This window comes from Streptomyces mangrovisoli, assembly GCF_000974985.2.
In the GTDB taxonomy this organism is placed as follows: domain Bacteria; phylum Actinomycetota; class Actinomycetes; order Streptomycetales; family Streptomycetaceae; genus Streptomyces; species Streptomyces mangrovisoli.
In genome coordinates, this window is record NZ_LAVA02000019.1 from 56,148 (window position 1) to 79,736 (window position 23,589).

Annotated in this window: 26 protein-coding genes; 12 read left to right on the top strand and 14 right to left on the bottom strand. The window is 74.4% G+C overall.

Annotated features, from left to right (window positions below; translation table 11 throughout):
- Window positions 1-32 precede the first annotated feature (32 nt).
- Window positions 33-1,505 (top strand): hypothetical protein, encoded by a 1,473-nt coding sequence (locus WN71_RS09615; RefSeq protein ID WP_240529614.1) that lies wholly within the window; start codon window positions 33-35, stop codon window positions 1,503-1,505.
- On the opposite strand, the gene WN71_RS09620 is transcribed toward WN71_RS09615, so the two are convergent.
- The 5 genes from WN71_RS09620 to WN71_RS09640 all read right to left on the bottom strand — a co-directional run bounded on the left by WN71_RS09620 (window position 1,502) and on the right by WN71_RS09640 (window position 5,279).
- Complete coding sequence (locus WN71_RS09620; RefSeq protein WP_240529615.1) at window positions 1,502-2,338, bottom strand: class I SAM-dependent methyltransferase; 837 nt, start codon at window positions 2,336-2,338, stop codon at window positions 1,502-1,504. The two genes, WN71_RS09615 and WN71_RS09620, sit on opposite strands and share 4 nt — an antisense overlap.
- Window positions 2,339-2,432: 94 nt before the next feature.
- Window positions 2,433-2,867 (bottom strand): VOC family protein, encoded by a 435-nt coding sequence (locus tag WN71_RS09625; protein ID WP_046591353.1) that lies wholly within the window; start codon window positions 2,865-2,867, stop codon window positions 2,433-2,435.
- A gap of 121 nt (window positions 2,868-2,988) precedes the next feature.
- Window positions 2,989-3,468: a lamin tail domain-containing protein gene (locus tag WN71_RS09630; protein WP_046591354.1), complete on the bottom strand. Its 480-nt coding sequence runs from the start codon at window positions 3,466-3,468 to the stop codon at window positions 2,989-2,991.
- 478 nt (window positions 3,469-3,946) lie between these two features.
- Window positions 3,947-4,891: a M56 family metallopeptidase gene (locus WN71_RS09635; RefSeq protein ID WP_046591355.1), complete on the bottom strand. Its 945-nt coding sequence runs from the start codon at window positions 4,889-4,891 to the stop codon at window positions 3,947-3,949.
- 10 nt (window positions 4,892-4,901) lie between these two features.
- A complete protein-coding gene (locus tag WN71_RS09640) occupies window positions 4,902-5,279 on the bottom strand; it encodes a BlaI/MecI/CopY family transcriptional regulator (protein ID WP_046591356.1) in 378 nt (125 codons plus the stop codon).
- A 359-nt stretch (window positions 5,280-5,638) separates the two neighbouring features.
- Between WN71_RS09640 and WN71_RS09645 the strand changes: the two genes are divergently transcribed.
- From WN71_RS09645 to WN71_RS09660, 5 genes are all read left to right on the top strand, one after another.
- The gene (locus tag WN71_RS09645) at window positions 5,639-6,859 is read left to right on the top strand and encodes a glycosyltransferase family 4 protein (protein WP_046591357.1); all 1,221 of its coding nucleotides are present in this window, start codon (window positions 5,639-5,641) and stop codon (window positions 6,857-6,859) included.
- An 81-nt stretch (window positions 6,860-6,940) separates the two neighbouring features.
- Window positions 6,941-7,078, top strand: a complete 138-nt coding sequence (locus WN71_RS41840; protein ID WP_167382912.1) for a hypothetical protein — start codon at window positions 6,941-6,943, stop codon at window positions 7,076-7,078.
- On the top strand, window positions 7,075-8,556 hold the full coding sequence (locus WN71_RS09650; protein WP_046591358.1) for a hypothetical protein: 1,482 nt from the start codon (window positions 7,075-7,077) through the stop codon (window positions 8,554-8,556). Before WN71_RS41840 ends, WN71_RS09650 begins: the two co-directional genes overlap by 4 nt.
- 25 nt (window positions 8,557-8,581) lie before the next feature.
- Window positions 8,582-9,784, top strand: coding sequence for an MFS transporter (locus tag WN71_RS09655; RefSeq protein ID WP_420856480.1), 1,203 nt, complete (start codon window positions 8,582-8,584; stop codon window positions 9,782-9,784).
- Between the two features lie 107 nt (window positions 9,785-9,891).
- Window positions 9,892-11,169 (top strand): APC family permease, encoded by a 1,278-nt coding sequence (locus WN71_RS09660; protein ID WP_046591359.1) that lies wholly within the window; start codon window positions 9,892-9,894, stop codon window positions 11,167-11,169.
- Window positions 11,170-11,261: 92 nt separating this feature from the next.
- On the opposite strand, the gene WN71_RS09665 is transcribed toward WN71_RS09660, so the two are convergent.
- The 3 genes from WN71_RS09665 to WN71_RS09675 form a co-directional block, all read right to left on the bottom strand.
- Window positions 11,262-11,507, bottom strand: a complete 246-nt coding sequence (locus tag WN71_RS09665; protein WP_046591360.1) for a DUF5133 domain-containing protein — start codon at window positions 11,505-11,507, stop codon at window positions 11,262-11,264.
- Window positions 11,508-11,825: 318 nt separating this feature from the next.
- Window positions 11,826-12,494, bottom strand: a complete 669-nt coding sequence (gene phoU, locus WN71_RS09670; protein WP_046591361.1) for a phosphate signaling complex protein PhoU — start codon at window positions 12,492-12,494, stop codon at window positions 11,826-11,828.
- 119 nt (window positions 12,495-12,613) lie between these two features.
- Window positions 12,614-13,837 (bottom strand): MFS transporter, encoded by a 1,224-nt coding sequence (locus WN71_RS09675; RefSeq protein ID WP_046591362.1) that lies wholly within the window; start codon window positions 13,835-13,837, stop codon window positions 12,614-12,616.
- Window positions 13,838-13,891: 54 nt separating this feature from the next.
- Between WN71_RS09675 and WN71_RS09680 the strand changes: the two genes are divergently transcribed.
- On the top strand, window positions 13,892-14,662 hold the full coding sequence (locus WN71_RS09680) for an AraC family transcriptional regulator (RefSeq protein WP_046591363.1): 771 nt from the start codon (window positions 13,892-13,894) through the stop codon (window positions 14,660-14,662).
- Window positions 14,663-14,774: 112 nt separating this feature from the next.
- Here WN71_RS09680 and WN71_RS09685 read toward each other — a convergent pair whose 3' ends face one another.
- The gene (locus tag WN71_RS09685; protein ID WP_046591364.1) at window positions 14,775-15,212 is read right to left on the bottom strand and encodes a DUF7144 family membrane protein; all 438 of its coding nucleotides are present in this window, start codon (window positions 15,210-15,212) and stop codon (window positions 14,775-14,777) included.
- Window positions 15,213-15,242: 30 nt separating this feature from the next.
- Window positions 15,243-15,965: a three-helix bundle dimerization domain-containing protein gene (locus WN71_RS40830; RefSeq protein WP_420856481.1), complete on the bottom strand. Its 723-nt coding sequence runs from the start codon at window positions 15,963-15,965 to the stop codon at window positions 15,243-15,245.
- Window positions 15,966-16,030: 65 nt separating this feature from the next.
- Between WN71_RS40830 and WN71_RS09695 the strand changes: the two genes are divergently transcribed.
- The 5 genes from WN71_RS09695 to WN71_RS09715 all read left to right on the top strand — a co-directional run bounded on the left by WN71_RS09695 (window position 16,031) and on the right by WN71_RS09715 (window position 20,074).
- Entirely contained in the window at window positions 16,031-16,432 is a 402-nt protein-coding gene (locus WN71_RS09695; protein WP_046591366.1) for a hypothetical protein, read from the top strand.
- Window positions 16,433-16,532: 100 nt separating this feature from the next.
- The gene (locus WN71_RS09700; RefSeq protein ID WP_046591367.1) at window positions 16,533-17,438 is read left to right on the top strand and encodes an alpha/beta fold hydrolase; all 906 of its coding nucleotides are present in this window, start codon (window positions 16,533-16,535) and stop codon (window positions 17,436-17,438) included.
- Window positions 17,439-17,517: 79 nt separating this feature from the next.
- Window positions 17,518-18,222 (top strand): VanZ family protein, encoded by a 705-nt coding sequence (locus tag WN71_RS09705; protein ID WP_046591368.1) that lies wholly within the window; start codon window positions 17,518-17,520, stop codon window positions 18,220-18,222.
- Window positions 18,223-18,282: 60 nt separating this feature from the next.
- Window positions 18,283-18,978, top strand: a complete 696-nt coding sequence (locus WN71_RS09710; RefSeq protein ID WP_046591369.1) for a response regulator transcription factor — start codon at window positions 18,283-18,285, stop codon at window positions 18,976-18,978.
- Complete coding sequence (locus WN71_RS09715; RefSeq protein WP_046591370.1) at window positions 18,971-20,074, top strand: sensor histidine kinase; 1,104 nt, start codon at window positions 18,971-18,973, stop codon at window positions 20,072-20,074. The genes WN71_RS09710 and WN71_RS09715 overlap by 8 nt, the downstream gene beginning before the upstream one ends.
- A 136-nt stretch (window positions 20,075-20,210) precedes the next feature.
- Here the strand turns inward: WN71_RS09715 and WN71_RS09720 are convergent, their stop codons facing one another.
- From WN71_RS09720 to WN71_RS09735, 4 genes are read right to left on the bottom strand one after another with little or no spacing between them, the layout of a single operon-like run.
- Complete coding sequence (locus WN71_RS09720) at window positions 20,211-20,801, bottom strand: VOC family protein (RefSeq protein WP_071369815.1); 591 nt, start codon at window positions 20,799-20,801, stop codon at window positions 20,211-20,213.
- 59 nt (window positions 20,802-20,860) lie between these two features.
- A complete protein-coding gene (locus WN71_RS09725) occupies window positions 20,861-21,742 on the bottom strand; it encodes a bifunctional 5,10-methylenetetrahydrofolate dehydrogenase/5,10-methenyltetrahydrofolate cyclohydrolase (RefSeq protein WP_046591372.1) in 882 nt (293 codons plus the stop codon).
- A gap of 22 nt (window positions 21,743-21,764) precedes the next feature.
- Window positions 21,765-22,718 carry a formyltetrahydrofolate deformylase gene (gene purU / locus WN71_RS09730; RefSeq protein WP_079177763.1) on the bottom strand — a complete coding sequence of 318 codons (954 nt, stop codon included), beginning with the start codon at window positions 22,716-22,718 and terminating at the stop codon, window positions 21,765-21,767.
- A complete protein-coding gene (locus tag WN71_RS09735; RefSeq protein WP_046591373.1) occupies window positions 22,715-23,587 on the bottom strand; it encodes a methylenetetrahydrofolate reductase in 873 nt (290 codons plus the stop codon). The genes purU and WN71_RS09735 overlap by 4 nt, the downstream gene beginning before the upstream one ends.
- Between the last annotated feature and the right edge of the window lie 2 nt (window positions 23,588-23,589).

Here is a 23,589-nt window from a genome sequence, read left to right on the forward strand (position 1 = left end):
GCGATGTCAGTGGCGCCTGTGACACTGCCCGTGTGACCAACGAGACCGCCGCGGTCCCTTCCGGCCGCCCCCTCGACTCGCTGCCGCCCGCCGCGCGGGACGGCATCGCCGGTACGGACTGGGCCGGTTTGCCGCACCGCTGCACGGGGCGGCACAACGTGCCCGACACGCCCGACATCCTCATCGGGGTGCTCGACGCCGACCCCGGCCGCCGTGTGCGGGCCGTCGGTGATCTGTACCGACTGCTCCTCGACGGAGAGCGGGTCTTCCCGGCGACCGCCCCGGCCGCTCTCGTGGTCGCGGCCCTGCTCGACGACCCGCGCACGCTCGTGGAGGATCGGTGGGACCGCAGAGCGGGGCGCCGGCCGCTCCGCGCGGAACTGCTCAACTGGCTGGCCTCGTTCGCCGACACCGCCCGCCTGGAGGAGGCCGACGGTGCCGGGACGGCGCGGGACCTGGCGGCGGCGCGTGCGGTGCGGCCGAGCCTCCACGGTCTCGTCGCCCGCTACTGCGAGGCCGACGACGTGCGAGTGCGGGAAGCCGCCCTCGCCGCCACCGCGCTGCTGACGGAGGACCCCACTCTCGTCTCGTGCGCACGGCGTCACGCGCCTGCCGTCCGTGACGTCCTGGCCACGAGCGCGGACTCCTACCACCGGTGGATCGCCCGGTCTCGACTGGCGGCCTGGGGTGAGGACATCACCGGCCTGGTCACCGCGGAGGAGGAGCGCCGGGCCGCCCTGGACCGGGCCCACGCGTCGGCGGACGACCCCTGGGCCGAGGACTCCGAGCAGGCGGCGCGCTTCCTGGCCGAACAGCCCGAGGACACCGCCGCCCTGGAACCGCCCGGACGCCGGCTCTCTCGTCGGACGACACCTGCGCCGACGGCGGCGGCCCGACCCCGGTCACCCCACGGGCCGCCGGCCCCATCCCCGTCACCCCACAGGCCGCCGCCCGAACCGCCCGTGGCCGTCCCGGGGAGCGCCCCGGGGCATCGGGGCGCGTGGCGCATCGCCAGAAGTGAGGAGCGCGCCGAGTGGACGTTCACCCCGTACATCGGGGTCGGCCCGCTGCACTTCGGGATGGCCCTGGAGGAGATCACCGGCGTGCTCGGTGCGGGGCCGACCGTCTCGTCGTACACCCATGAAGACGGTGAACGACGCCTGGTCCACGCGGACTTCCCCACGACCGGGATCAGATGTCTTTTCCGGGGCGACCGCTTGGGGTGCGTGGCCGTCGACGCGCTCACCGGGCCCCAGGTGCGACTGGGCGCGGTCCCGCTGACCGGGTGCGCGCCCTCGCGTGTCGAGGCGTGGCTCGTCCACCGTACGACGACGCCGGACAGCCTGCGGTACAGCCCGGCCGGCGACCCCGTCCTCGCCGACCTGGGCCTGGCGATACGGACCCAGCGGGCCGGGGACCTGGTCCTGACCCGGCCACTGTTCCTGCTGCACGACTGGCTCGACCTGTGGCACTCGCTGCCCGCCCGCGAGTGGCACCACTTCTAGCGCGCGGTGCGGCGGCGTTCGCCCGGCACCTCGACGACGAAGAACAGGAAGCAGGGCCTGGTAGCGAGCTCGTGGAACTGATCGGGGAACAGCTCGCGGGCGGCCGGGTCCGGCTGGGGCTCGCTGATGGCGGAGAGACGGAAACCGGCGGCGGTGAACGCGTCGGTCATCGCGTGCAACGGCTTGCGCCAGAACGTCATCGGGTACGGCCGGCCGTCGAAGGTCCACTCGAAGGCATAGCTGGTGGTCGCGGAGTAGTCGGGGCGGGGTTCGCGGAACGTGTAGGCCACGAACGGGTGGTCCACCGACGCGATCAGCCGGCCGCCGGGCCCGAGCACGCGCCGCACCTCGGCCAGCGCGGGCCCCCAGTCCTCCAGGTAGTGCAGCACGAGGGACGCCAGCACGTCGTCGAACGCACCGTCCTCGAACGGCAGTCGCTCCCGCAGATCGGCCAGGTGCAGGGCCACGTCGTCGCCCAACCGCCGTCTGGCCAGCGCCAGCATCCCGGCGCTGGCGTCGATGCCGGTGACCTGCGCGCCACGGTCGCGCAGCGCGGCGGACAGCGGGCCGGAGCCACAACCGGCGTCCAGGACGCGGCGGCCGGCCACGTCTCCGGCGAGGGCGAGCATCGCGGGCCGCTCGTAGTAGGCGTTGACGAGGTTGTGCTCGTTCTCCGCCGCGTACGCCTCGGCGAAACGGTCGTAGTCGTTGGCCCGGTCCGGGCGTCGAGGCCGGGCCGAGCCGTCCGCCGCGGCCGCATCCGCCGCCGCCTCAACCGCAGCCGCAGCCGCAGCCGCAGCAGTCGCCTCGGCCATGTCGTCCACGTCGGTCACTCCGGCCCGCTCCCCCACCGCCTGACGCCCCGCGCCCTCGCCCCGCCCGACCGCGCACCCGCACTCGACCGCACTCAACCGCAATCAACCGCACTCAGTCGAGGCAGAACTCGTTGCCCTCGATGTCCTGCATCACGATGCACGACTCGTTGTACTCGTCGGCGAGCAGCACACGTTCGCGCACCGCGCCGAGCGCCAGCAGCCGGGTGCACTCGGCCTGGAGCGCGGCCAGGCGCTCCTCCCCCACGAGCCCGGTGCCGACCCGCACATCGAGGTGCACCCGGTTCTTGACGACCTTCCCCTCGGGGACCCGCTGGAAGTACAGCCGCGGGCCCTCTCCCGTGGGGTCCTGGCACACGAATCCGGCGCCCTGCCGCTCGGGCGGCAGCGAGCGGTCGTAGTCGTCCCAGGTGGCGAACCCGTCCGGGGGCGGCGGTACGACGTACCCCAGCACCTCGCACCAGAACCGGGCCACGCGCTCGGGATCCGCGCAGTCGAAGGTGACTTGGAACTTCTTGATCGACGGCATCGGCGCACGATAGCAGCAGAAAAGGCGGGCCGCCCTGGGATCGGCGGCCCGCCTCCTCACCTCGTCGTCCGGCCGGTGTCATGGCCGGTCACCGGTCACCGTCCGGCGACCGCGGCCGGGGTCAGCGGCGGAAGTGACCGCCGCGGTGGTCGCGGCCCCACGAAACGACGTCAACGAGGCGGCCGTGGTCGTTGCGCAGGGTCGCGGTGTCGACCGTGTCCCAGACCTCGCGACGGCGGTCCTGGAACAGGTCGTGCCGCGAGTCACGGCCGACGCCGGTGTGCACCCGCACGCTGTCGTGTCCGGCCAGCCGCACGTGGCGGAAGGTGTAGGTGTGACCGTCCCGGTCCGACAGGGTCCAGCCGTCGAGGTCGACCGTGCGCCGGGTGTCGTTCGTGATCTCCACCCACTCCTGGTTCAGGGCGCGCGGCGAGCGGTCGTGGCCGCGTACGGAGTGCTGCACGTCCGAGATGGACACGTCGGCGTGCGGGCGGCCGGGGTTGTGGTCGGCGGCGGAGGCCGGCAGCGCTGCCGCGCCCACGACGGCGGCGGCCACGGCGCCGGCGGCGAACAGACGGCGGGCAGTGGAAGAAACGGACACGGGGTCCCCCTTCGTTGGTGCGCACACCCGCCCTGACCAGGGTGGTGACACCCCGGCCGGGCCGGATGCGTGGTGCTGGTGTGTGGCCGGTCGGCCGCACAGGGGCAACCTTGCCCGTCCGATGGGGGCGATGTGTGAGACATGCGTGGACGATTACATTTCGCGCAGGTTTCTGTGACACTCACCTGCAATGACCATTCATGCGGTGAATGCACCAAGTTGACGCCGCGTCGGACCCACTTCCCTTGAGGGCATTGGGCACAGAGCACCATCCGGCCGACCCTGCCGGCGCCGGACGGAAAGGGCGTTCACCCGAAAGTGAGTAACAGAGCCCGTGCCGCCGCGCGGGCCGCGTGGCGCCCGGCCGCGCGACGGGCGTCACGCGGCGCCCGGTGAGGCGACGGCCCACGCACCGCCCGGCCGGACGACGGCCCACGCACCGCCCGGCCGGGCGACGGCCCGGACCCCGGCGCGGCCGTCACATGCCCACGTTCTCCAGCAGGGCGTGCAGATCCTGTACGGCGTCGACCGTGGCGAACGCGGCCACGGCAAGCACGGCCGCCGTCGCCACGGCGATCAGCCGGTGCCGCTTCAGCGGCGGGGCGAGCAGCGCGGCGACCCGCCGCGGCACGGGCCCGGCGCCGGTGAGCGCGGTGCGGCGGCGGAGGCTGCCGCGGATGCCGAACACGGCGCCGTCGGCACGCTCGCGGGGCCGGCGGGCGGCCAGGGCGGCCTTGCCCACCGTGCGCGCGACCCGCCCGCGGTCCCCGCTCGCGGCCGCGGCGCTCTCGTCGGCCCAGCGCTCGATCGTGTACAGCACGGCGTCGGCCAGCGGTCGCAGCAGCGGGTTGGCGGCGGCACCGAACTGCGCCACGGCGACGAACGCGTAGTGGTGGCCTGTCAGATGGGCACGTTCATGGGTGAACAGGATGTTGCGCTCGCGCGTATCGAGGGTGTGCAACATGCCAGTGGAGACGACGACCCGGCCGGGTCGTCCGGGGATCGCGAACGCGTCGGGGGTGTCGTCCTCGACGACGACCAGACCGCCGTTCTCGGCGGGCATGCAGGCCGCTTCGAGGGCGGCCGCGGCCAGTGTGCGGGCGCGCCGCCACAGCATCCGGCCGACCGTCACGACGGCCGTGGCCGCCAGCAGCCCCGCGATCACGGCCACCGAGAACTCGTCCGGGTCGTCCCGCTGGGCGGCGCGTGCGGACCAGTGGCCGAGTGCGGCCAGTTCCGGCACGCGGATGAGGCCGGTGACGGCGAGCAGTCCCAGCGAGACGGTGCCGGCCACCCCGAGCACCAGGGCCGTGACGGTCAGCAGCCACGTCGCGAGCCGCGGCTCGCACCGCTCCGAGAGCGGGCGTGCCCCGAAGGGCGCGATGAACGACAGCAGGAGTGGAAGGTAGACGGCGATACGCATCCGGGCGCTCCTACTGTTCGGGGCCGAGCAGCCGGCGCAGCAGTTCCGCGTCGGCCTCGGACAGGCCGTCGGCGAAGCGGGCGAGGACGTCGTGCCGGTCGGAACGCGCGTCCAGGACGGACCGCATCCGGCGGGCGGCCAGACCGGGGTCGTCGGCCACGGGCGTGTAGGCGTAGGCCCGGCCGCGCGGGCCGCGGGTCAGCAGGCCCTTGGTGTGCATGCGGGTGAGGATCGTGACCACGCTGCTGTACGTCAGCTCGCCGCCGAGGGCTTCGGCGACCTCGCCGGGGGTCAGCGCGCCGTCGGCGCGGTGCAGCAGGTCGAGGATCTCGGCCTCGCGTGCGCCGTTGGCCCGCCTCGGGCCGCGCCCGCCCGCTTGAGCGCCCATGCGCCGGACCTCCTTCCCTCATCTTCTACAGTCGTGTAAAACTTCTACAGCGGTGTAGAACCGCTCTCCCGAGTCTGACATGCGCCCGCACCGGGGGACACACCCCGCCGGCCACGGCGCTCGGCCGGAAAGGACCCCTCGATCCCCTTGACTCCCCAGCACCTCGCGCCCACGGTCGCGGGCACTCGTGGAACCCCTGCACCGAATCAGCCATCAGAACAAGTACGGGGGAAAAGGGCAGGGGCATGTGCAGGCACGGAGGGCAGCACCGACACGAGCTGCACCGGCGGCAGCACCGGCACCGAGTACTCCCGCACCCGTACTCGCATCCGCACACACCCGCTCCAGGAGTCCGCAGCGTGAAGATCACGTTTTTGATCCACAACGTCTACGGCATCGGCGGAACCATCCGCACCACGGTCAACCTCGCCGCCGCTCTCGCCGATGAGCACGAGGTGACCATCGTCTCGATGCTGCGCCATCGCGCCCGCCCACGGTTCGCCATCGACCCGCGGGTGACGGTCGTCCCCCTGGTCGACAACCGCCCGTCCTCCCCCGACGCGTCCGACGAGCTGCACCGCCGGCCCGCCAGGGTCTTCCCGGCGGCGGAGAAGCGCTACAAGCAGTACAGCCGGCTCACGGACCGGCGCGCCGAGGAGTACCTGCGCGACTGCGACGCCGACGTGGTCATCGGCACCCGGCCGGGCCTCAACGTCTATCTGGCCCGCTTCGCCCCGGCCGGCGCGCTGCGCATCGCCCAGGAACACCTGACCCACGACACCCACACGGACCGGCTCCGCACCCGGCTGGCGCGGCACTACCGCACCCTGGACGCGGTGATCACCACCACCGAGGCCGACGCCGCCGTCTACCGCAAGAAGATGCGCCTGCCCGGCGTCCGCGTCCTGGCCATCCCCAACAGCGTCCCCGACCCCGGACCGGCGCCCGCGCAGGAGCGGCCGCCGGTGATCGCCGCCGCGGGCCGGCTGGTGCGGGCCAAGCGGTTCGACCTGCTCATCGACGCCTTCACCGACGTCGCCGCGAAGTTCCCCGACTGGTCGCTGCGCATCTACGGCGCGGGCAACGACAAGCAGCGGCTCCAGGACCTCATCGACGAGCAGGGTCTCGGCGAGCGGGCGCGGCTGATGGGTGCCGTCTCCCCGATCGAGGCCGAGTTCCACCAGGCGTCCGTCGTCGCCTCCGCCTCCGACGCCGAGTCCTTCGGCATGACGCTGGTCGAGGCCATGCGCTGCGGCACCCCGGTCGTCGCCACCGACTGCCCGCTCGGCCCGGCCGAGATCGTCCACGACGGCGTCGACGGCCGACTGGTCCCCATGGGCGACCGGGACGCCCTGGCCGCCGCGCTGTGCGACCTGATCGCCGACGAGCCCGTCAGACTCCGCATGGGCGAGGCGGCCCGCACCGCCGCGCGGCGCTTCGACCCCGCGCACATAGCCCGGGCCTACGACGGCCTCCTCACCGAACTCTCCGCCGCCCGGGCCGCACGGCCTCGCCGACGCCTCGAAGCCGGGTGGCGCACCCTCCTCGCCCGGCCGGCCCAGAGCCTGCTGCGCCGCTGACCGGGTCCCGCACCCGCCCCGGGCACAGGCCGCCCGGGGCCCCGCGCCGGCCCGACCGCACCAGAACAGAAACGGACCCGCATGAGCACCATCGCCGTCCGCCGGACCGCCGCAACCGCGCCCGACCAGCCCTCCACGACCGCCGCGACCGCGCTCGACCAACCCTCCGCGCCCACCCCGACCACTCCGACCACTCCGACCACGGTGCGTGCGGTATGACCATCGCACCCACCCGCATCCCGCCCGGCCTCCTCGCCCCGCACCCGGCGACCCGCCGGGTGCCCTGGCCGGAGCTGGTCGCCATCGCCTACGCGGTGGTCCAACTCGCCCTGGTGGTACCGCATCTGGGCCTGGGATGGGACGAGACGGTGTTCGTCTCCCAGGTCGACCCGCGCACCCCCGCCGCCTACTTCAGCGCCCCGCGCTCGCGCGGCATCAGCTTCCTCGTGGCGCCCGTGCTCGCGGTGACCGGCAGCACCACCGCGCTGCGGGTCGCGCTCGCGCTGCTGTCCGCCGGGGCGCTGTACGCCGCCTACCGCGTCTGGCGCCCGCTGATCGGCCCCGGACGCACCGCCCTCGCGTCCCTGCTCTTCGCCGGCCTGTGGACCTCGCTCCTCTACGGCCCGCAGGCCATGCCGAACCTGTGGGTGGCCCTGTCCTCGGTGGCGGCGGCCGGCTGGTTCCTGCGCGCCATGCGCCCGCGAGCGCCGCGGGGGACCCTGATCGCCCTGGGCGCGACGGTCGCCGCGGCCACCTCCTTCCGCCTCTCCGACGGCGTCTGGCTCGCCCTGCCGCTGCTGGCCTCCTGCGCGGCCGTACGAAGGTGGCGGCGCCCGGCGCCCCTGCTCGCGATCGTCGCGGGGCTGGCCCTGGGCGGCGCGGAGTGGGTCGTGGAGGCCTACGCGCGCTGGGGCGGGGTCGGCAACCGACTGGCGGTCTCCAGCGCCACCCAGGGCGGCATGGGCGCGCAGTGGGCGGTCGGCATGGCCTGGCGCAGCCTCGACGGCCCGCTGCTCTGCCGACCCTGCCGGGTGGGGCTGGCCCATCCCGAACTCACCCTGTGGTGGCTCGCGTTGCCGGTGCTCGTCCTGGCCGCCTGCCTGCTGGCCCTGCGCACCCGACGCCGCTCGATCATCTGGCTGCCCGCGCTGTGCGGCGCCGCGCTGAGCGTGCCGTACCTGCTGCTCATCGGGTACTCCGCGCCGCGTTTCCTGCTGCCCGCGTACGCCCTGCTCGCGCTGCCCCTCGCCACGCAGGCCGCCGACACCTACCAGTCCCTGCACCGGCCCCGGGCCCGCTTCCTCCTCGCCGCGGCGGCGGTCGTCCTGCTCGCCCTGCATCTGGCGGGGCAGTACCGCGTCCTCGTACACAACGAGGCCGACGCCCGTGCCACCACCGGCGCCTACCGCAGCGCCGCGCACGGCCTGCGCCGTCTCGGGCTCACCCCGCCCTGCCTGGTGACCGGCGCGCACGCGCCGCCGGTCGGTTACTACGCGGGGTGCGCCTCGGCCAACGTCTCGGGCAACAACCGCAACATCACCGCGCAGGCGCTGCTGCGCCGGGCCGCGCACGACCCCACCGCGGCCCTCACGGCGAAGGACTCCGGCCCGCCGCGCTACGCACGCGACTGGACCCCGCACCCGCTGCCGGGCACCGGGCTCACCGCGTACGTGCGATCCTCGTCCTCCACCCCGTAGGCGCGCACCCACGGAGCCGGGGAGAGTGAGCAGGCCCGCGAGCGAAGAGCAGCACCCGCCGAGACGATGGCTGTGGCCCCTGTACGCGGCGGGGTTCACCACGGCGTTCGGCGCGCACGGCGTCGCCGCCAGCCTCGGCGGCGACGCGGCGGGCGCCGTGACGTCCCTGCTCGTGCTCGGCGGGCTGCTCGCGCTGTACGACGGTGCGGAGGTGCTGCTCAAGCCGGTCTTCGGTGCGCTGTCCGACCGCGTCGGCGCCCGCCCGGTGCTGCTCGGCGGGCTCGCCGCCTTCGCCGTCGCGTCCGCGCTGTACGTCCTGGTGGACGCGCCCGCCCTGCTGTGGGCCGCGCGGCTCGGCCAGGGCGCCGCGGCCTCGGCCTTCTCGCCTTCCGCCGCCGCGCTCGTCGCCCGGCTCTCCCCGACGGCGCGGCAGGGCCGCTCGTACGGCCGCTACGGCTTCTGGAAGTCGCTGGGGTACACCCTGGGCCCGCTGCTCGGCGGCCTCCTGGTCCGGGCGGGCGGCCTGCGGCTGCTGTTCGGCGTCCTCGCCGTGCTGGGCGCCGCCGTCGCCGTATGGGCCGCGCTCGCGGTGCCCGTCGTACCCCCGCTGCCGAGGGCCCGGCAGACGGTGCTCGACCTGGCCCGGCAACTGGCCGACCGCGCCTTCCTCGTCCCGGTGGGCGCGCTCACGGCGGCGACCGCGGCGCTGTCGGCCGGGGTCGGCTTCCTGCCGGTGTCGGGCCGGGCCGCCGGGCTGGGCCCGGTCGCCACGGGGGCGGCGGTGTCCCTGCTCGCCGCCTGCGGCGCCCTGGTCCAGCCGCGCGCCGGACGCGCGCTGGACGCCGGACGGCTCTCCGCGCGCACCGGCCTGGTCGCGGGCCTGCTCGTCACGGGCGCGGGGCTGTCCTGCGCGATGCTGCCCGGACTGCCCGGCATCCTCTCCGCGGCCCCGCTGATCGGCGTCGGCACGGGGCTGGTCACCCCCCTGGGCTTCGCCGCGCTGGCCGCGTCGACCTCGGCGGACCGCCTGGGCCGCACCATGGGCTGTGCCGAGCTGGGGCGCGAACTCGGCGACGCGGGCGGCCCGTTGGTGGTCGCCTCGGCGGCCGCCCTCGCCTCGCTCCCCTACGGCTTCGGCGCGCTCGCGGCCCTGATCTGGGCGACGGCGGCGGTCGGTTCGCTGCCCGCCCGCACGACGGCGGTGCCGCCGCACGACGGGCCACCCTGACCGGCCCCGCCCCCGGGATGTCGAACCCCGCCGACCGGAAGTGGCGGGTCACTATCGTGGGCGGGCGGCCGGTTCCGGCGCGGCGGGGCAGCCAGGAGCGAGCGGGCATGGGCGAGGCATCGACCGGGGCCGGGGTGCCGGACGAGCTGGAGCGCCGGCTCGGGGTCTCCGACGCGGTGCTGGTCGGCCTCGGGTCGATGATCGGCGCCGGGATCTTCGCCGCGCTGGCCCCGGCGGCCCGCGCGGCCGGATCGGGGCTGCTGCCCGCCCTCGCCGCGGCGGCGGTCGTGGCGTACTGCAACGCCACCTCCTCGGCGCGCCTCGCCGCCCGGTATCCGGCGTCGGGCGGCACGTACGTCTACGGACGTGAGCGACTGGGCGCGTTCTGGGGATTTCTGGCGGGCTGGGGCTTCGTGGTCGGCAAGACCGCCTCGTGCGCGGCCATGGCGCTCACCGTGGGCGCGTACGTCTGGCCCGGCCGGGAACACGCCGTCGCGGTCGCGGCGACGGTGGCGCTCACCGCGGTCACCTGCGCGGGCGTACGGAAGTCGGCGTGGCTGACCCGGGCGATCGTCGCCGTCGTGCTCGCGGTCCTCGCCGCGGTCGTGGTCGCCTCCCTCACCTCCGGCGCCGCCGACGCCGACCGGCTCGGCATCGGCCCGGACGTCACGGCGGGCGGCGTGCTCGAAGCGGGAGGTCTGCTGTTCTTCGCCTTCGCCGGATACGCGCGGATCGCCACACTCGGCGAGGAGGTGCGCGACCCGGCCCGGACCATCCCCCGCGCCATCCCGATCGCGCTGGGCATCGCCCTCGCCGTCTACACGCTGGTCGCGGTCTCGGCGCTCGTGGTCCTCGGTCCCGGCCGCCTCGCCGAGGCGTCCGCCCCGCTGACCGCCACCGTACGGGCGGCCGGTGCCGGATGGCTGTCCCCGGTGGTCCGCACGGGGGCGGCCGTGGCGGCGCTGGGCTCGCTGCTCACGCTCGTCCTGGGCGTCTCGCGCACCACGCTGGCCATGGCCCGCGACCACCACCTCCCGCACGCCCTGGCGGCCGTCCACCCCCGGTCGAAGGTGCCGCAGCGCGCCCAACTGGCGGTCGGGGCGGTCGTCGCCGTCCTCGCGGGGGTGGCGGACGTGCGCGGCGCGATCGGTTTCTCGTCCTTCGGCGTGCTCGCCTACTACGCCGTCGCCAACGCCTCCGCATGGACCCTCACCGAGCGGGAGGGACGCCCGCCGCGGATCGTTCCGGCCGCCGGTCTGGCGGGCTGCCTCCTGCTCGCGTTCTCGCTGCCGCTCGCCTCGACGGTCGCCGGCGCGGCCGTACTGGCCGCGGGCGCCTGTGCGTACGGCGTCCGCCACGCGCTCACGGGCCGATCGGCCGGGTGACGGCGAGGTCCGCGACCGTCCGTGCCGAACGACCCCGCCTGCGCCGCAGTCGTACAGCGCTACGGCGCTACGACTTCGCGGCACCGCGGCGGTTACGCGGCCAGCGTCTCCGGCCGGCGCGCGAACGCGGCCTCGCGGTCCGCGCGGAACCGCTCCAGCAGCGCGTCCGCCGCGCACAGGGCATCCTCGGTGCTGCCCCCGCCGGTCAGCGCCCGCAGCGCGCGCTCGGCGTCTTCCAGCGCGAGGCTCGTACGGCCGGTGGGGCGCACGTCGTGCTCGATGCGCACCTCGGCGAACCGCGCCAGTGCGGCACGCAGTTCCTTCTCGGCTGGAAGCATGTCCGTTTCCTCTCCCTGGTGACACAACGCGCGCATCGCCCGAACCGTTCCCGGAACGGGTCGACACGAGTGGCCTTCCGCGGCCGCCGCACGACACCGAGCGGCGCCGGGCCCACATCCGACTGCCCCGCACCAAGGGGTCTATACCAACAGGGACTGGTGGCAGGCTCGAGCGTGCCGCGTGTCACCCACTCGCCGTAACGACCGCAGGGCGATGCGGCCGGAGCGCGCGAGGGCGGGGACCGGTTGAGGTGGAGAGAGGGGTTGGAGGTGGAGAGGGCGGTCGAGGTGGAGAGGGCGGCCGGAGCGCCCCGGGCGTCAGGCGGGCGTCTGCGCCGTCGCGTCCTCCGCGTGCTCGCCCGTCACCAGGAAGACCACCCGGCGCGCGACCGAGACGGCGTGGTCGGCGAACCGCTCGTAGTAGCGGCCGACCAGCGTGGCGTCGACGGCCGTCTCCACGCCGTGGTGCCACCGCTCGTCCATGAGGTGGTGGAAGATCATGCGGTGCAGTTCGTCCATGCGGTCGTCGTCCTGCTCCAGTTGGAGCGCGGCGTCCGTGTCGCGGGTGAGCAGCACTTCGGCGGCCTGCGCCATGAGGCGCTCGGCGAGCTGTCCCATCTCCAGGATGGTGCGGCGCAGGTCCTGCGGGATCGCCCGGCCGGGATACCGCCGCCGGGCCACCTTCGCCACGTGCCGGGCCAGGTCGCCGCAGCGTTCGAGGTCGGAGCTCATCCGCAGGGAGGTGACGACCACCCGCAGATCCGTGGCGACGGGCTGCTGCCGGGCCAGCAGGGCGATGGCCCGGGCCTCCAGGTCCCGCTGGAGGTCGTCTATCCGCTCGTCCGCGGCTATCACGCTCTCCGCGAGCTGGAGGTCGGCGTCCAGCAGGGCGGAGCTGGCCCGGGCCATCGCCGAGCCGGCCAGGTTCGCCATGTCGACCAGGCTGTCCGCGATCGACCTCAGTTCCTCGTTGTACGCCGTGCGCATCGAGTTCCCCCCGCCCCTTTCCGTGCCGGACCCGCCGGCGGTGATCCTTTCGCGTCCCGTCCGGGGCGGTGCCCGGCCGGGATCTCGTGAGTATGCCCCGGGCACTCCGTGGCACACCATCACCTGGTGCGATCGGCGTCGGCCGGCACCGCCGGACCACGACCCCCGTCACCGGCCGCCGGCCCGGGTGCGCCGCCGCGGGAACCCGGCACCGCCGGTTCCGGCAGACCGCGGAAGGCCAGCGCGCTCAGCAGCGGCATCAGCGCGAGCGGCGCGAGGGCGGTCCGCAAGGAGGTGGCGTCGGCGAGCGTGCCGATGACGGGGGCCGCCAGGCCGCCCACGCTGACGGTCAGGCCGAGGGTGATCCCGCTCGCCGTGCCGATCCGCGAGGGCAGATAGTCCTGGCCGAGCGTGACCTGCAGGGAGAAGGGCACGTACAGCCCGGCCGAGGTGAGCGCCACCGCCGGGTAGAGGCCCGGACCCGGCACCCACACCACGGCCGCGACCCCCGCGGCCGCGACGGCGTACGCCCAGCGGCAGACCCGCACCCGGTTCCAGCGGCCCGCCAGCGACCCGCCCAGCACGGAGCCGACCGCGCCGCCGAGGTACAGCACGGTCAGGGCGGTGGTGCCGGAGGCGGTGCCGCCGCCCGTGCGCTGGCGGGCGTACAGCGAGATGAAGGTGGACAGCCCGACGAACGCGACCGAGCGGCACACCACGGCGAGGGACAGCCGTACGAAGGAGGTCACGTCGTCGGGGCCGGTCGACCGCGCCATGCCCGCGCCCGTGGCCTGCTGCCGGGTCACGGCGCGCGTCGCGGGCAGACAGAGTGCCGCGCCGACGAGGGCGGGCAGCCCGAGGAGCGGTGTCCAGCGCAGTCCGCCGGGCGCGACGACCGCGGCGACCATGAGCGGGGCCAGCGCGAAGCCGATGTTGCCGCCGGTGGAGAACACACTCATCGCGCTGTGGCTGCCCCGGCTGGCGAGCCGCGCCACGCGAGCGGACTCGGGGTGGTACGCGGCCACGCCGAGCCCGGCCGTCGCGGCGCAGGCGAGGGTGACGCCGTAGGAGTCGCTCAGGCCGCTCAGCGCGATGCCCGCGCCGCCGAGCAGGGTGCTGACCGGCAGCAGCCACGGCAGTGGCCGGCGGTCGGTGAGCAGACCGAACACGGGCTGCGCCACCGAAGACAGCACGGAGACGGCGAGCACGATCCCCGAGGCGAGGGCGTAGGTGTAGGCGCGCTCGGCGACGAAGAACGGCACCAGAGCCGCGACGGCGCCCTGGTAGACGTCGACGCAGGCGTGGCCGACGGAGAGCAGGGCGATCGATCGGTTCCTTCGCATGGGGCCATCGTGCGAGCCGGGCGGCGTGTCCCGCTTTCGATAAGGTGCCAGGTGATGACGGAAATCCGCCACGACCCGGTGGCCCCGACCCGCACCCAGCGGCTGGCGTCGGGCGGCGCGATCGACGCGCACCGGCACGACGACCACCAGATCGTCTACGCCGGACGCGGCGTGCTGGCCGTGACGACGCACCAGGGCACCTGGGTCGCCCCGGCCACCCGCGCCATCTGGGTGCCCGCCGGCACCGCCCACGCGCACCGGGCGTACGGGGACCTCGAACTGCACCTGGTCGGGCTGCCCGCGGGCGAGAATCCGCTCGGTCTCGACACGCCGACCGTGCTGGCCGTCGGCCCCCTGCTGCGGGAGCTGATCATCGCCTACACGCGGCCGGCGGACCTCGTGGGCGCCCCGCCCGGCCCTCGCGGCGACGGCGGTGAGCGGGCCCGGCTGCGCGCGGTGCTGCTCGACCGGCTACGGGCCTCCCCGCAGCAGCCCCTGTACCTGCCCACCCCCACGGCACCCCTGCTGCGCGCCGTGCACGACATCCTCCGCGCGGACCCGGGCGACGACCGCACGCTCGCCGCGCTGGGGCGCGAGGTCGGGGCGAGCGACCGCACGCTGTCGCGCCTGTTCCGCCGCGACCTCGGCATGACCTTCCCGCAGTGGCGCACGCAACTGCGTCTGCATCACGCCCTCGTCCTGCTGGCCGAGGGGACGCCGGTGACGGCGGTGGCGCATCGGTGCGGCTGGTCGTCGGCGAGCGCGTTCATCGCGGTCTTCCGCCGCGCGTTCGGACATACCCCGGGGGCGCACCCGGGGGTGTGAGCGGCCCTTCGTCCGAGGACCGGCGCGGCCGTGCCTTGTCGGCGGGCCGCGCCGGTCCCCGGGTCGCGCCGATCCTCGGGTCGCGCCGGTGCTCGGGTCGGAAGCGTCGCCGTCAGCGGTTCGTCGGCGCGTCCATGCGGGAGGCGGAGTCGTCCGGCTTGGCCACGCACATGCCCCAGATGGCCACGCCGGCGAAGGCCATCATCAGGGTGGACCACAGCGGCGCGTACGGCAGCGACAGGAAGTTCGCGATGATCACGAAGCCGGCGATGACGACGCCCGCGATCCGCGCCCAGCCCTGCGTCGCGAACAGCCCCAGGCTCACCACCACGGCGACGGCGCCCAGGATCAGATTGACCCAGCCCCAGCCGGTCAGGTCGTACTGGAAGACGTAGCCGTTGGTGGCCACGAACACGTCGTCCTTGGCGATGCCCATGATGCCGCGGAAGATGCCGAGCACTCCGGCGATCATCAGCATCACGGCGGCGAAGAGCATCAGTCCCGCCGCCCACTGCTGCTTGCGGGTGCTCGTGGTGTGGGTGGTGGTCATGTCCCTACCTCCACAGGTGCGGTTCGATGATCAACGGAAGTCGGATGTGAGGCGGTGCGGGTCGGGGGGTGTACGGGTGGGCTCGCGACCGTTCGAAGGGCCGCCGGCGCCGCCCGTCTCCAGGGGCGCGTCGACTCCACCGTGCGCCGGAAAGCGGCGGGGCGAATCACACTCCACGGGTGGGGCTCCGCCCTCGGACGGGGACACGATCCCGGACGGGGACACGGCCTCGGACAGCGGTACGACCTCGGGCGGGGAGGCGGCCTCGGACGGGGAAGCGGCCGCCATGACACCGGGGCCGAAAGCCTTGGCCACGACTTCGGGGCCGGGGCCGGGGGCCGCCGCGGCATCGAGTGCCGACCGGGCCCGGCGTTCCGCCAGCACGGGCACGAAGTCGCGGATCCTGCTGCCCGCGAAGTGCTCCACGGCGGCGGCGACCGCCGCGTCCACCTGCGCCGCGCTCCGCCGACCGCGGTAGACGTCCGTGAGCCGTTCGGCCACCCGCCGAAGGGCTTCCTCTTCTGCCGATGCACGGGCCATCGCACCCTCCCGTGAGCAACATGGTGCACCTGTGATCCACGACCGGCCACCGGAGGGCCGTCCGGGGCGACCGGCGGGCCGCCCGAGGGCCACGGCACGGAATCGGCCCGCACCGCCCGGCCGTTCGACCCTCGCGGCCACTCGTCGCACGCATGCTCCGATGGCACAAAACACCGCAATGCGGGAAAATCCCGCTACCAGGCTCGTGTTCATCGAGGCCGCCGCGCGGCGAGGTCACTTCGCCGTCCTGGAAGTCCGGCGCGGGAAGGGAGACTTCCATGCAGACGACCTCACTGCCGGAGGACTGGCCGCTGCACTGGGCGGTGAGCGCGCGAGCCGTACCAGGGGGCCGGCTGCTCGCCGGATTTCTGGTCGACCTCGTCGCCGACCCGAGCCGGGTACGCCACGCCAGGGCCGTGTGCTTCCCCCTCACCCACGCGGCCCACGCGCTGGGCCTCACGCCACCGGACCTGGAATCGGCGCTGCGCGCCCTCGCCGAGGCCGAACTGCTCACCGTGCACGTCGAGGGGCCCGCCGCCGACCCGGACGTCACCGTGACCCTCCGGCCCGTCCCGGCGGACAGGGCGCCGACGGCCGACGACCCCGCCCGCACCCTGCGCGCGAGCGTCACGGCCCGGGGCGGCACGCGGGTGACCGCCGCGGCGCACCCCGTGCCCTGAGGCCGCCCCCGCGCGGGTGGGACGTCCCCCGCCCCTCCGTCCTGACCCGCGTCGCCCAGGACGCGTGCACCATGGACGGGGAGACGGGAGGCGGGGCCCGATGACGGAGCGCTTCGTACGGGTGGACGGGATCGAGCTGTGCACCGAGCGCTTCGGCGATCCGTCCGATCCGCCGGTCCTGCTCGTGATGGGCGTGGGCGCCTCGATGCTCTGGTGGGAGGAGGACTTCTGCCGGCTGCTCGCCCGCGGCGGGCGTTCGGTGATCCGGTACGACCACCGGGACACGGGCCGGTCGGTCACCTGCGAGCCGGGGCATCCCGGCTACACCGCCGCGGACCTGGTCGACGACGCCCTCCGCGTGCTGGACGGCTACGCGTTGCGGTCCGCCCACCTCGTCGGGGTGTCGGCCGGAGGGGCGTTCGCGCAGTTGCTCGCGCTGCATCGCCCCGAACGGGTCCGCTCCCTGGTCCTCGTCAGTACGACCCCGGCCGTGGCCGCCACCGAGGGCGAGCCCGAACTGCCGCCGCCCACGCAGGAGTTCATGCGGTTCTTCGCGCAGTCACCCGCCGAAGGGCCCCCCGCGGACCAGTCGGAAGAGGACCCGGCCCCGGTGATCGAGCACCGAGTCGCCTACGCCCGCCTCCTGGCCGGAGGGCGACGACCGTTCGACGAGGCGGCCGTACGCCTCCTCGTCCGCCGCGAGGCCGAACGCGCCCACGACGTCGCCGCGGCCCGCAACCACGAACTGCTGCCGGACGCCGAGGCCGTTCACCCTCCCCTCTCCGCCGTCACCGCACCCACGCTGGTGGTCCACGGCACCGCCGACCCGATGTTCCCGTTCCCGCACGGCGAGGCACTCGCCCGACGGATCCGCGGCGCGCGGCTGTTGGCGCTGCGGGACGCAGGCCACGGCATCGAGCGCCCGGACTGGCAGACGCTCGCCACCGCGATCCTCGCCCACACCGCCCCACCCGCGGACCCGGCCCGCACGGACGCGGCGGACTAGGGACTCGGTCGGTCCTCGTTCGCCGCCGTACCGGGATTTGCATACGCCCCGGCAACAGGCCCCCCGCTTCAGTGGGGGCATGGACCACTCCGCACCCCTGTCACCGCCGGCCCGTCGTACCCGCACCGTCGTGTACGGCGCTCCGGCGGTTCTCGGCCTGGCGCTCGGCGCCTTCGTCCTACGGCGACCGCTCATGATGTCGGCTCCGACGTGCGCGTCGGGGCGCTGGCACGGCTGCTACGACACGTTCAACGGGGTGGTGCTCATGATGCTGGTGAGCATCCCCCTGGCCGCGCTGGTCGTGTGCGCGCTGGCCTGGTGGCGACGGCGGGCCGGCACCCCGGCGGCCTGGCGGAGGTCCCTCGCCGAGGTGGGCATGGTCCACGGGACGGTGCCGCTGGTCTGGCTGACGATGATGCCGGGCGGCGGGGCCGGGGTGGCTCCCCGCCGGGTGAGCCTGGTTCCCCTGCGCGACCTGGTCACGATGGGGGTGCCCGGGATCGTCGGCAACCTGCTGATCTTCGCCGCGCTGGGGTTCTTCGCCCCGCTGCGGTTCCCGGCGCTGCGGTCCGTGCCGCGCGCCCTGGCGCTCGGGGCGGCCTGCTCGGTCCTGGTCGAGGTCGCGCAGTACGTCTTTTGGCTGGACCGGGTGTCCTCCGTGGACGACGTCCTGGTCAACGCGGCCGGTGCGGGGCTGGCCGCGCTGGCGTCGCGTCGCTGGTGGCGCACCGCGGAGAAGGCCTCCTCGCGTCCCCGCCCGGCGGCCGCGACGGCGGGGCGCTGAGCCGTGCCGCCGCGTGTCGCCCCGTCCACCGCCCTCGTCGGGAACTCTTAGGCTTCAGCCATGCGCGTGCTAATCGTGGAGGACGAGCCCTACCTGGCCGAAGCCGTCCGTGACGGCCTGCGGCTGGAGGCGATCGCCGCCGACATCGCCGGTGACGGCCACTCCGCCCTGGAGCTGCTGAGTGTCAACTCCTACGACCTCGCCGTCCTCGACCGCGACATCCCCGGCCCGTCCGGCGACGAGGTCGCCCGGCGGATCGTGGCCTCGGGCAGCGGCATCCCCATCCTCATGCTCACCGCAGCCGACCGGATCGACGACAAGGCCTCCGGGTTCGAGCTCGGCGCCGACGACTACCTCACCAAGCCGTTCGACCTGCGCGAGCTCGTGCTGCGGCTCAGGGCGCTCGACCGCAGACGCGCGCACGCCCGGCCCCCGGTCAGTGAGATCGCGGGGCTGCGGCTCGACCCGTTCCGCCGTGAGGTGTCCCGCGACGGACGCCCCGTCGCGCTCACCCGGAAGCAGTTCGCCGTCCTGGAGGTCCTCGTCGCGGCCGACGGCGGTGTCATCAGCGCCGAGGAACTGCTGCGCCGGGCCTGGGACGAGAACGCCGACCCCTTCACCAACGCCGTCCGCATCACCGTCTCCGCGCTGCGCAAGCGGCTCGGCGAGCCCTGGGTCATCGCCACGGTGCCCGGCGTCGGCTACCGCATCGACACGGGCCCGGACGGCCCGCACCCCGGCAGCCGTCGTGGATAGACGCCCGGGGCTCAGCGCCCGGCTGAAACTCACCGTCAGCTACGCCGCGTTCGTCCTCCTCGCGGGCGTCCTCATGCTGGCCGTGGCGTGGGTGTTCCTGCTGCGCAACGTGCCGAACACCAGCCGGGGGCTGCTCGGGATCGCGCCCAACCGCTATGTCCTGGAGCAGGTCTTCGCACCCCCGGCGGTGGCCGCGCTGGTCTTCCTGATCCTGTTCGGGCTCGTGGGGGGATGGGTCCTCGCCGGGCGGATGCTCGCACCCCTCACGCAGATCACCGAGGCGGCGCGTACGGCCGCCCGCGGATCCCTGTCCCATCGGATCCGACTGGCGGGCCCGCAGGACGAGTTCCGCGAGCTCGCCGACGCGTTCGACACCATGCTGGAACAGCTCGAGTCCCATGTCGCAGAGCAGCAGAGGTTCGCCGCGAACGCCTCCCACGAGCTGCGCACCCCGCTGGCCATCACGAAGACGCTTCTCGACGTCGCCCGTGACGACCCGGCGCGCGGCCGGGACGACCTCGTCGAGCGCCTCAGCGCGGTCAACACCCGGGCGATCGACCTGACCGAGGCGCTGCTGCTGCTCAGCCACGGCGACCGCAGGAACGTCGCCCGCGAACCGGTCGACCTCTCCCTCCTCGCCGAGGAGGCCGCCGAGACGCTGCTCCCGCTCGCCGAACGGCGCGGGGTCACGCTCGACGTGACCGGCGAGCCGGCCTGGGCCGCCGGCTCGGCGGCGCTCCTGCTGCGTGTGGTGACGAACCTCGTCCAGAACGCCCTCGTGCACAACCTGCCCGCCGACGGCACGGTGACGGTGCACACCGAGGCGCGGCCCGGCGCGAGCGTGCTGCGGGTCGAGAACACCGGCCCCGTGCTCCCACCCGACCTCGTGCCGACCCTCACCGAACCCTTCCAGCGTGGCACGGAGCGTGCCCGCACCGACGAACACGCGGGCGTCGGCCTGGGCCTGGCGATCGTGCAGAGCATCGTGCGGGCCCACGACGGCACCCTCGGTCTCACCCCGCGCCCGACCGGCGGCCTCACCGTCACGGTCCGGCTGCCCGGCACCGCTCAGGGATCGGCGCACGCGGACCGCTAGGGCGAGAGTGCGTGCATGGCGTCGCGCGGCAGACGGGACTTTCGCAACACGCCCGAGTGGCCTGTCGTCACCTTCCCGTCCGCCACCCGACGCCCGGCCCCGGCGGGCCCGACGCCCCCGCCGTACCCCCGGCCGGTCAGCTCCTCACGTGGTACTCGTTGCCCGCAGGGTCGAGGAACTCGCCCGGTTCCCGGCCGGCTCGGGTGACCTCCGGGCGGAGTCTGTTGCGCTCCCGCTTCGGGGCCGCCGGCGGGCCCATCACCAGGGCGACCGGGCTGTCGGCACGGCTGCGCAGCCGGACGCCCCAGTCGTGGTCCTCGACCGCGTGCCAGCCCGCCTCGGACTGCCAGAAGTCCGACTGCACGCCACGGTCCCGCTCGGCGACGTCGAGGCAGATCGCGACGAGGCCGGAGTCGCTGCGCACGCCGGGGTGGCCGGGGCGCAGCACGCAGAACTCGTTGCCCTCCGGATCGGCCAGCACGTCCCAGGGGACCTCGCCCTGGCCGATGTCGGCGCGGGTGGCGCCGAGTTCGAGCAGGCGCGTCACCTCGCTCCGCCAGTCCGGACCGCCGGACAGGTCGAGGTGGAGGCGGTTCTTGTCCGTCTTCGGACGTGCGGTGCGCGCGAACCGGAGGGCCAGGCCGCCCGTTCGGCCGCGCGTCGCCGCCCGCCAGAAGCGTTCCAGCCGCGTGACGTCCAGTGCGTCGATCACGATTCCGGTCAGCATTCCGTTCCCCCCGCCCCGGCCCGGCCGTGGCTCTGTCGCCGTGTGTGCTCGCACGATGCTCACATGGGTACAGCCTCCCGTCCCGCTCCCCACTCGGCCGCGCGGAGGGTGTTGACGAGCAGCATCGCGATGGTCATCGGGCCGACGGCACCGGGAACCGGGGTGATGCGGCCCGCGATGCCGTCGAGTTCGGCGGCGCGGACGTCGCCGGCGAGTCCCTGCGCGGTGCGGTGGATGCCGACGTCGATCACGGTGGCGCCGGGCGTGACGTGCTCGGGGCCGATCAGGCCCCGGACGCCGGTCGCCACGACCACGATGTCGGCGGGGCGGGTCACCGCGGCCAGGTCGGCGGTGAACTCGTGCGCCACGGTCACCGTCGCCCCTCGGCGCAGCAGCAACTGGGCCAGGGGACGGCCCACGAGTTCGCCCCAGCCGACCATCGCCACGCGGGCGCCCCGGAGTTCGACGGACTCGGCGTCGAGGATCCGCAGGACGCCGCTGGGTGTGCACGGCCGCAGTCCGCGCTCCCCACGGGCCAGCCGCCCCGCGCTGGCCGTGGTCAGGCCGTCCACGTCCTTCTCCGGCGGGATGCGGTCGATCAGCGCGGGGGCGTCCAGGTGCGGCGGCAGCGGGAGTTGGAGGAGGATCCCGGAGACGTCCGGGTCGGCCGCCAACGCGTCGATCGCCGCGGCCACTTCGGCCCGCGTGACGGAATGGGGCAGGTGGCGGTGGATGTCGCGCATTCCGGCCTCGCGAACGGCACGGCGTTTGGCGGCGACGTACACCGCGCTGGCCGGGTCATCGCCGACCAGCACGGTGGCCAGGCCGGGCACGCGTCCGCCGTGCGCGATCTCGCCCACCCGGGCGGCGACCCGGGCCCGGATGCCGCGGGCGATCCGCGTGCCGTCGATGGTGCGGGTGGTCGTCCGGGTCGTGGTCACGGGCCGCTCTCCGTGTCGGCGTTCACGCGAAGACGATCGTGTGGTTGCCGTTGCGGACGACGCGGTCCTCGGCGTGCCACAGCACGGCGCGGGACAGGACGGCGCGCTCCACGTCGGCGCCCCGCCGGGTGAGGTCGGCGGCCGTGTCGGCATGAGTGACGCGGACGACGTCCTGTTCGATGATCGGGCCCTCGTCGAGGTCCTCGGTCACGTAGTGGGCGGTCGCGCCGACCAGTTTCACCCCGCGCTCCTTCGCCTTGGCGTACGGGCCGGCCCCGATGAACGCGGGCAGGAAGGAGTGGTGGATGTTGATGATGGGCACGCCGACCTGCTCGATGAAGTCCGCGGACAGGATCTGCATGTAGCGGGCGAGGACCACGAAGTCCACGTTGCCCTTGAGCAGTCGCAGGTGTTCCGCCTCGGCCGCGGACTTGTCCGCGCCCATGGACGGCACGTGGAAGAACGGGATCCCGAACCCGCGGACCTCCTCGGCGACATCGGGGTGGTTGGAGACCACCATGGCCACCCGGACGGGGAGTTGGCCCTGTCGATGCCGCCACAGCAGGTCGAGCAGGCAGTGGTCGGACTTCGAGGCGAAGATCGCGACCCGCTTGGGTACGGACAGGTCGCGCAGGGTACAGGTGAGCCGGCGCGTCCGGGCCAGTTCGTCCAGGTCCGCGCGGAGCGCGGGGAGCGCGGCCCGCAGGCCGTCCAGGCGGAAGACGGTGCGCTGGAAGAAGGCGCCGCCCTGCGGGTTGTCGGAGTACTGGTCGAGGGACTCGATGTTGGCGCCGTGCGCGCCGAGGACGGAGGCCACCGCGGCGACGATGCCCGGCGCGTCGTCGCCCTGCACGATCAGTGTGGCCTGCGGGGCGCCGTCCCGGTCCTTCGCGGGGTGGCGGCCTCCGGTGACCGCCGTACCGGGCAGGTCCGGCGTCCGCGGCGCGGTCGCCGTGTCGGCCTGCGTGCGTGTCATGCCGTGCTGTCCTTCCTGAACCGGTCGACCCACTCCGCGGTGGCGCGCAGGCCGCCGAACGTATAGAAGTGGATCTTCATGTCTCCGTGCCGGGCCGGGTCGTACCCCTCGGCCAGGGCGTGCAGGAACCTGTCGGGACCGGCCGTGCCCACGAGGTTGGTGATCGACAGGCCGTACTTCCTGGCGATCGAGGCGCTGGTGCCGACGCCGAAGCGGGCCGCGTACGATAGCAGGCGCCGCACGCCGGCCGGCCCCGGCACGCCGACCCGGACCGGCAGCGCGATGCCCTGGTCCCGGACCCGCTCGACCCACGCGAGAACCGGGTCCGCGTCGAAGCCGAACTGGGTGATGACGCCGCCGTCCAGGTCCTGCACGGCGAGCGCCGCGTCCTTCTCGCGCAGGGCGGTCCACAGGACGTCCTCGGCGATGCCCGGGTGGCCCTCGGGGTAGCCGCTGACGCCGACGTCGCGGACGCCGTACTCCTGGAGCAGCCCGGACTCGATCAGGGCGAGGGAGTCCTCGTAGGGGCCCTCGGGGCGGGCCGGGTCGCCGCCGACGGTGAAGACGTTGTCGCAGGTCCCGTCGGCCCGCAGCCCGTCGAGGAACTCCTCGAACTCGGCACGCGAGCCGAGGCGGCGCGCGGAGATGTGGGGCACGGGGACGAAGCCGAGCCGCTTCACCGCGCGGGCGGCCTCCAGGCGCATCCGCAGATTCTCGTTGCCGAGAAAGGTGACGTTGATGCGGGTGCCCGGCGGGATGGTGTGCCGGGCCTCCTCCAGTTTCGGCACGTCCTTGCCGGTCATCTCCAGTGAGAAGTCCTCCAGCAGCGAGGTGCCGACCGCTGCCGAGGCCGTACTGAGGGAAGTCATCG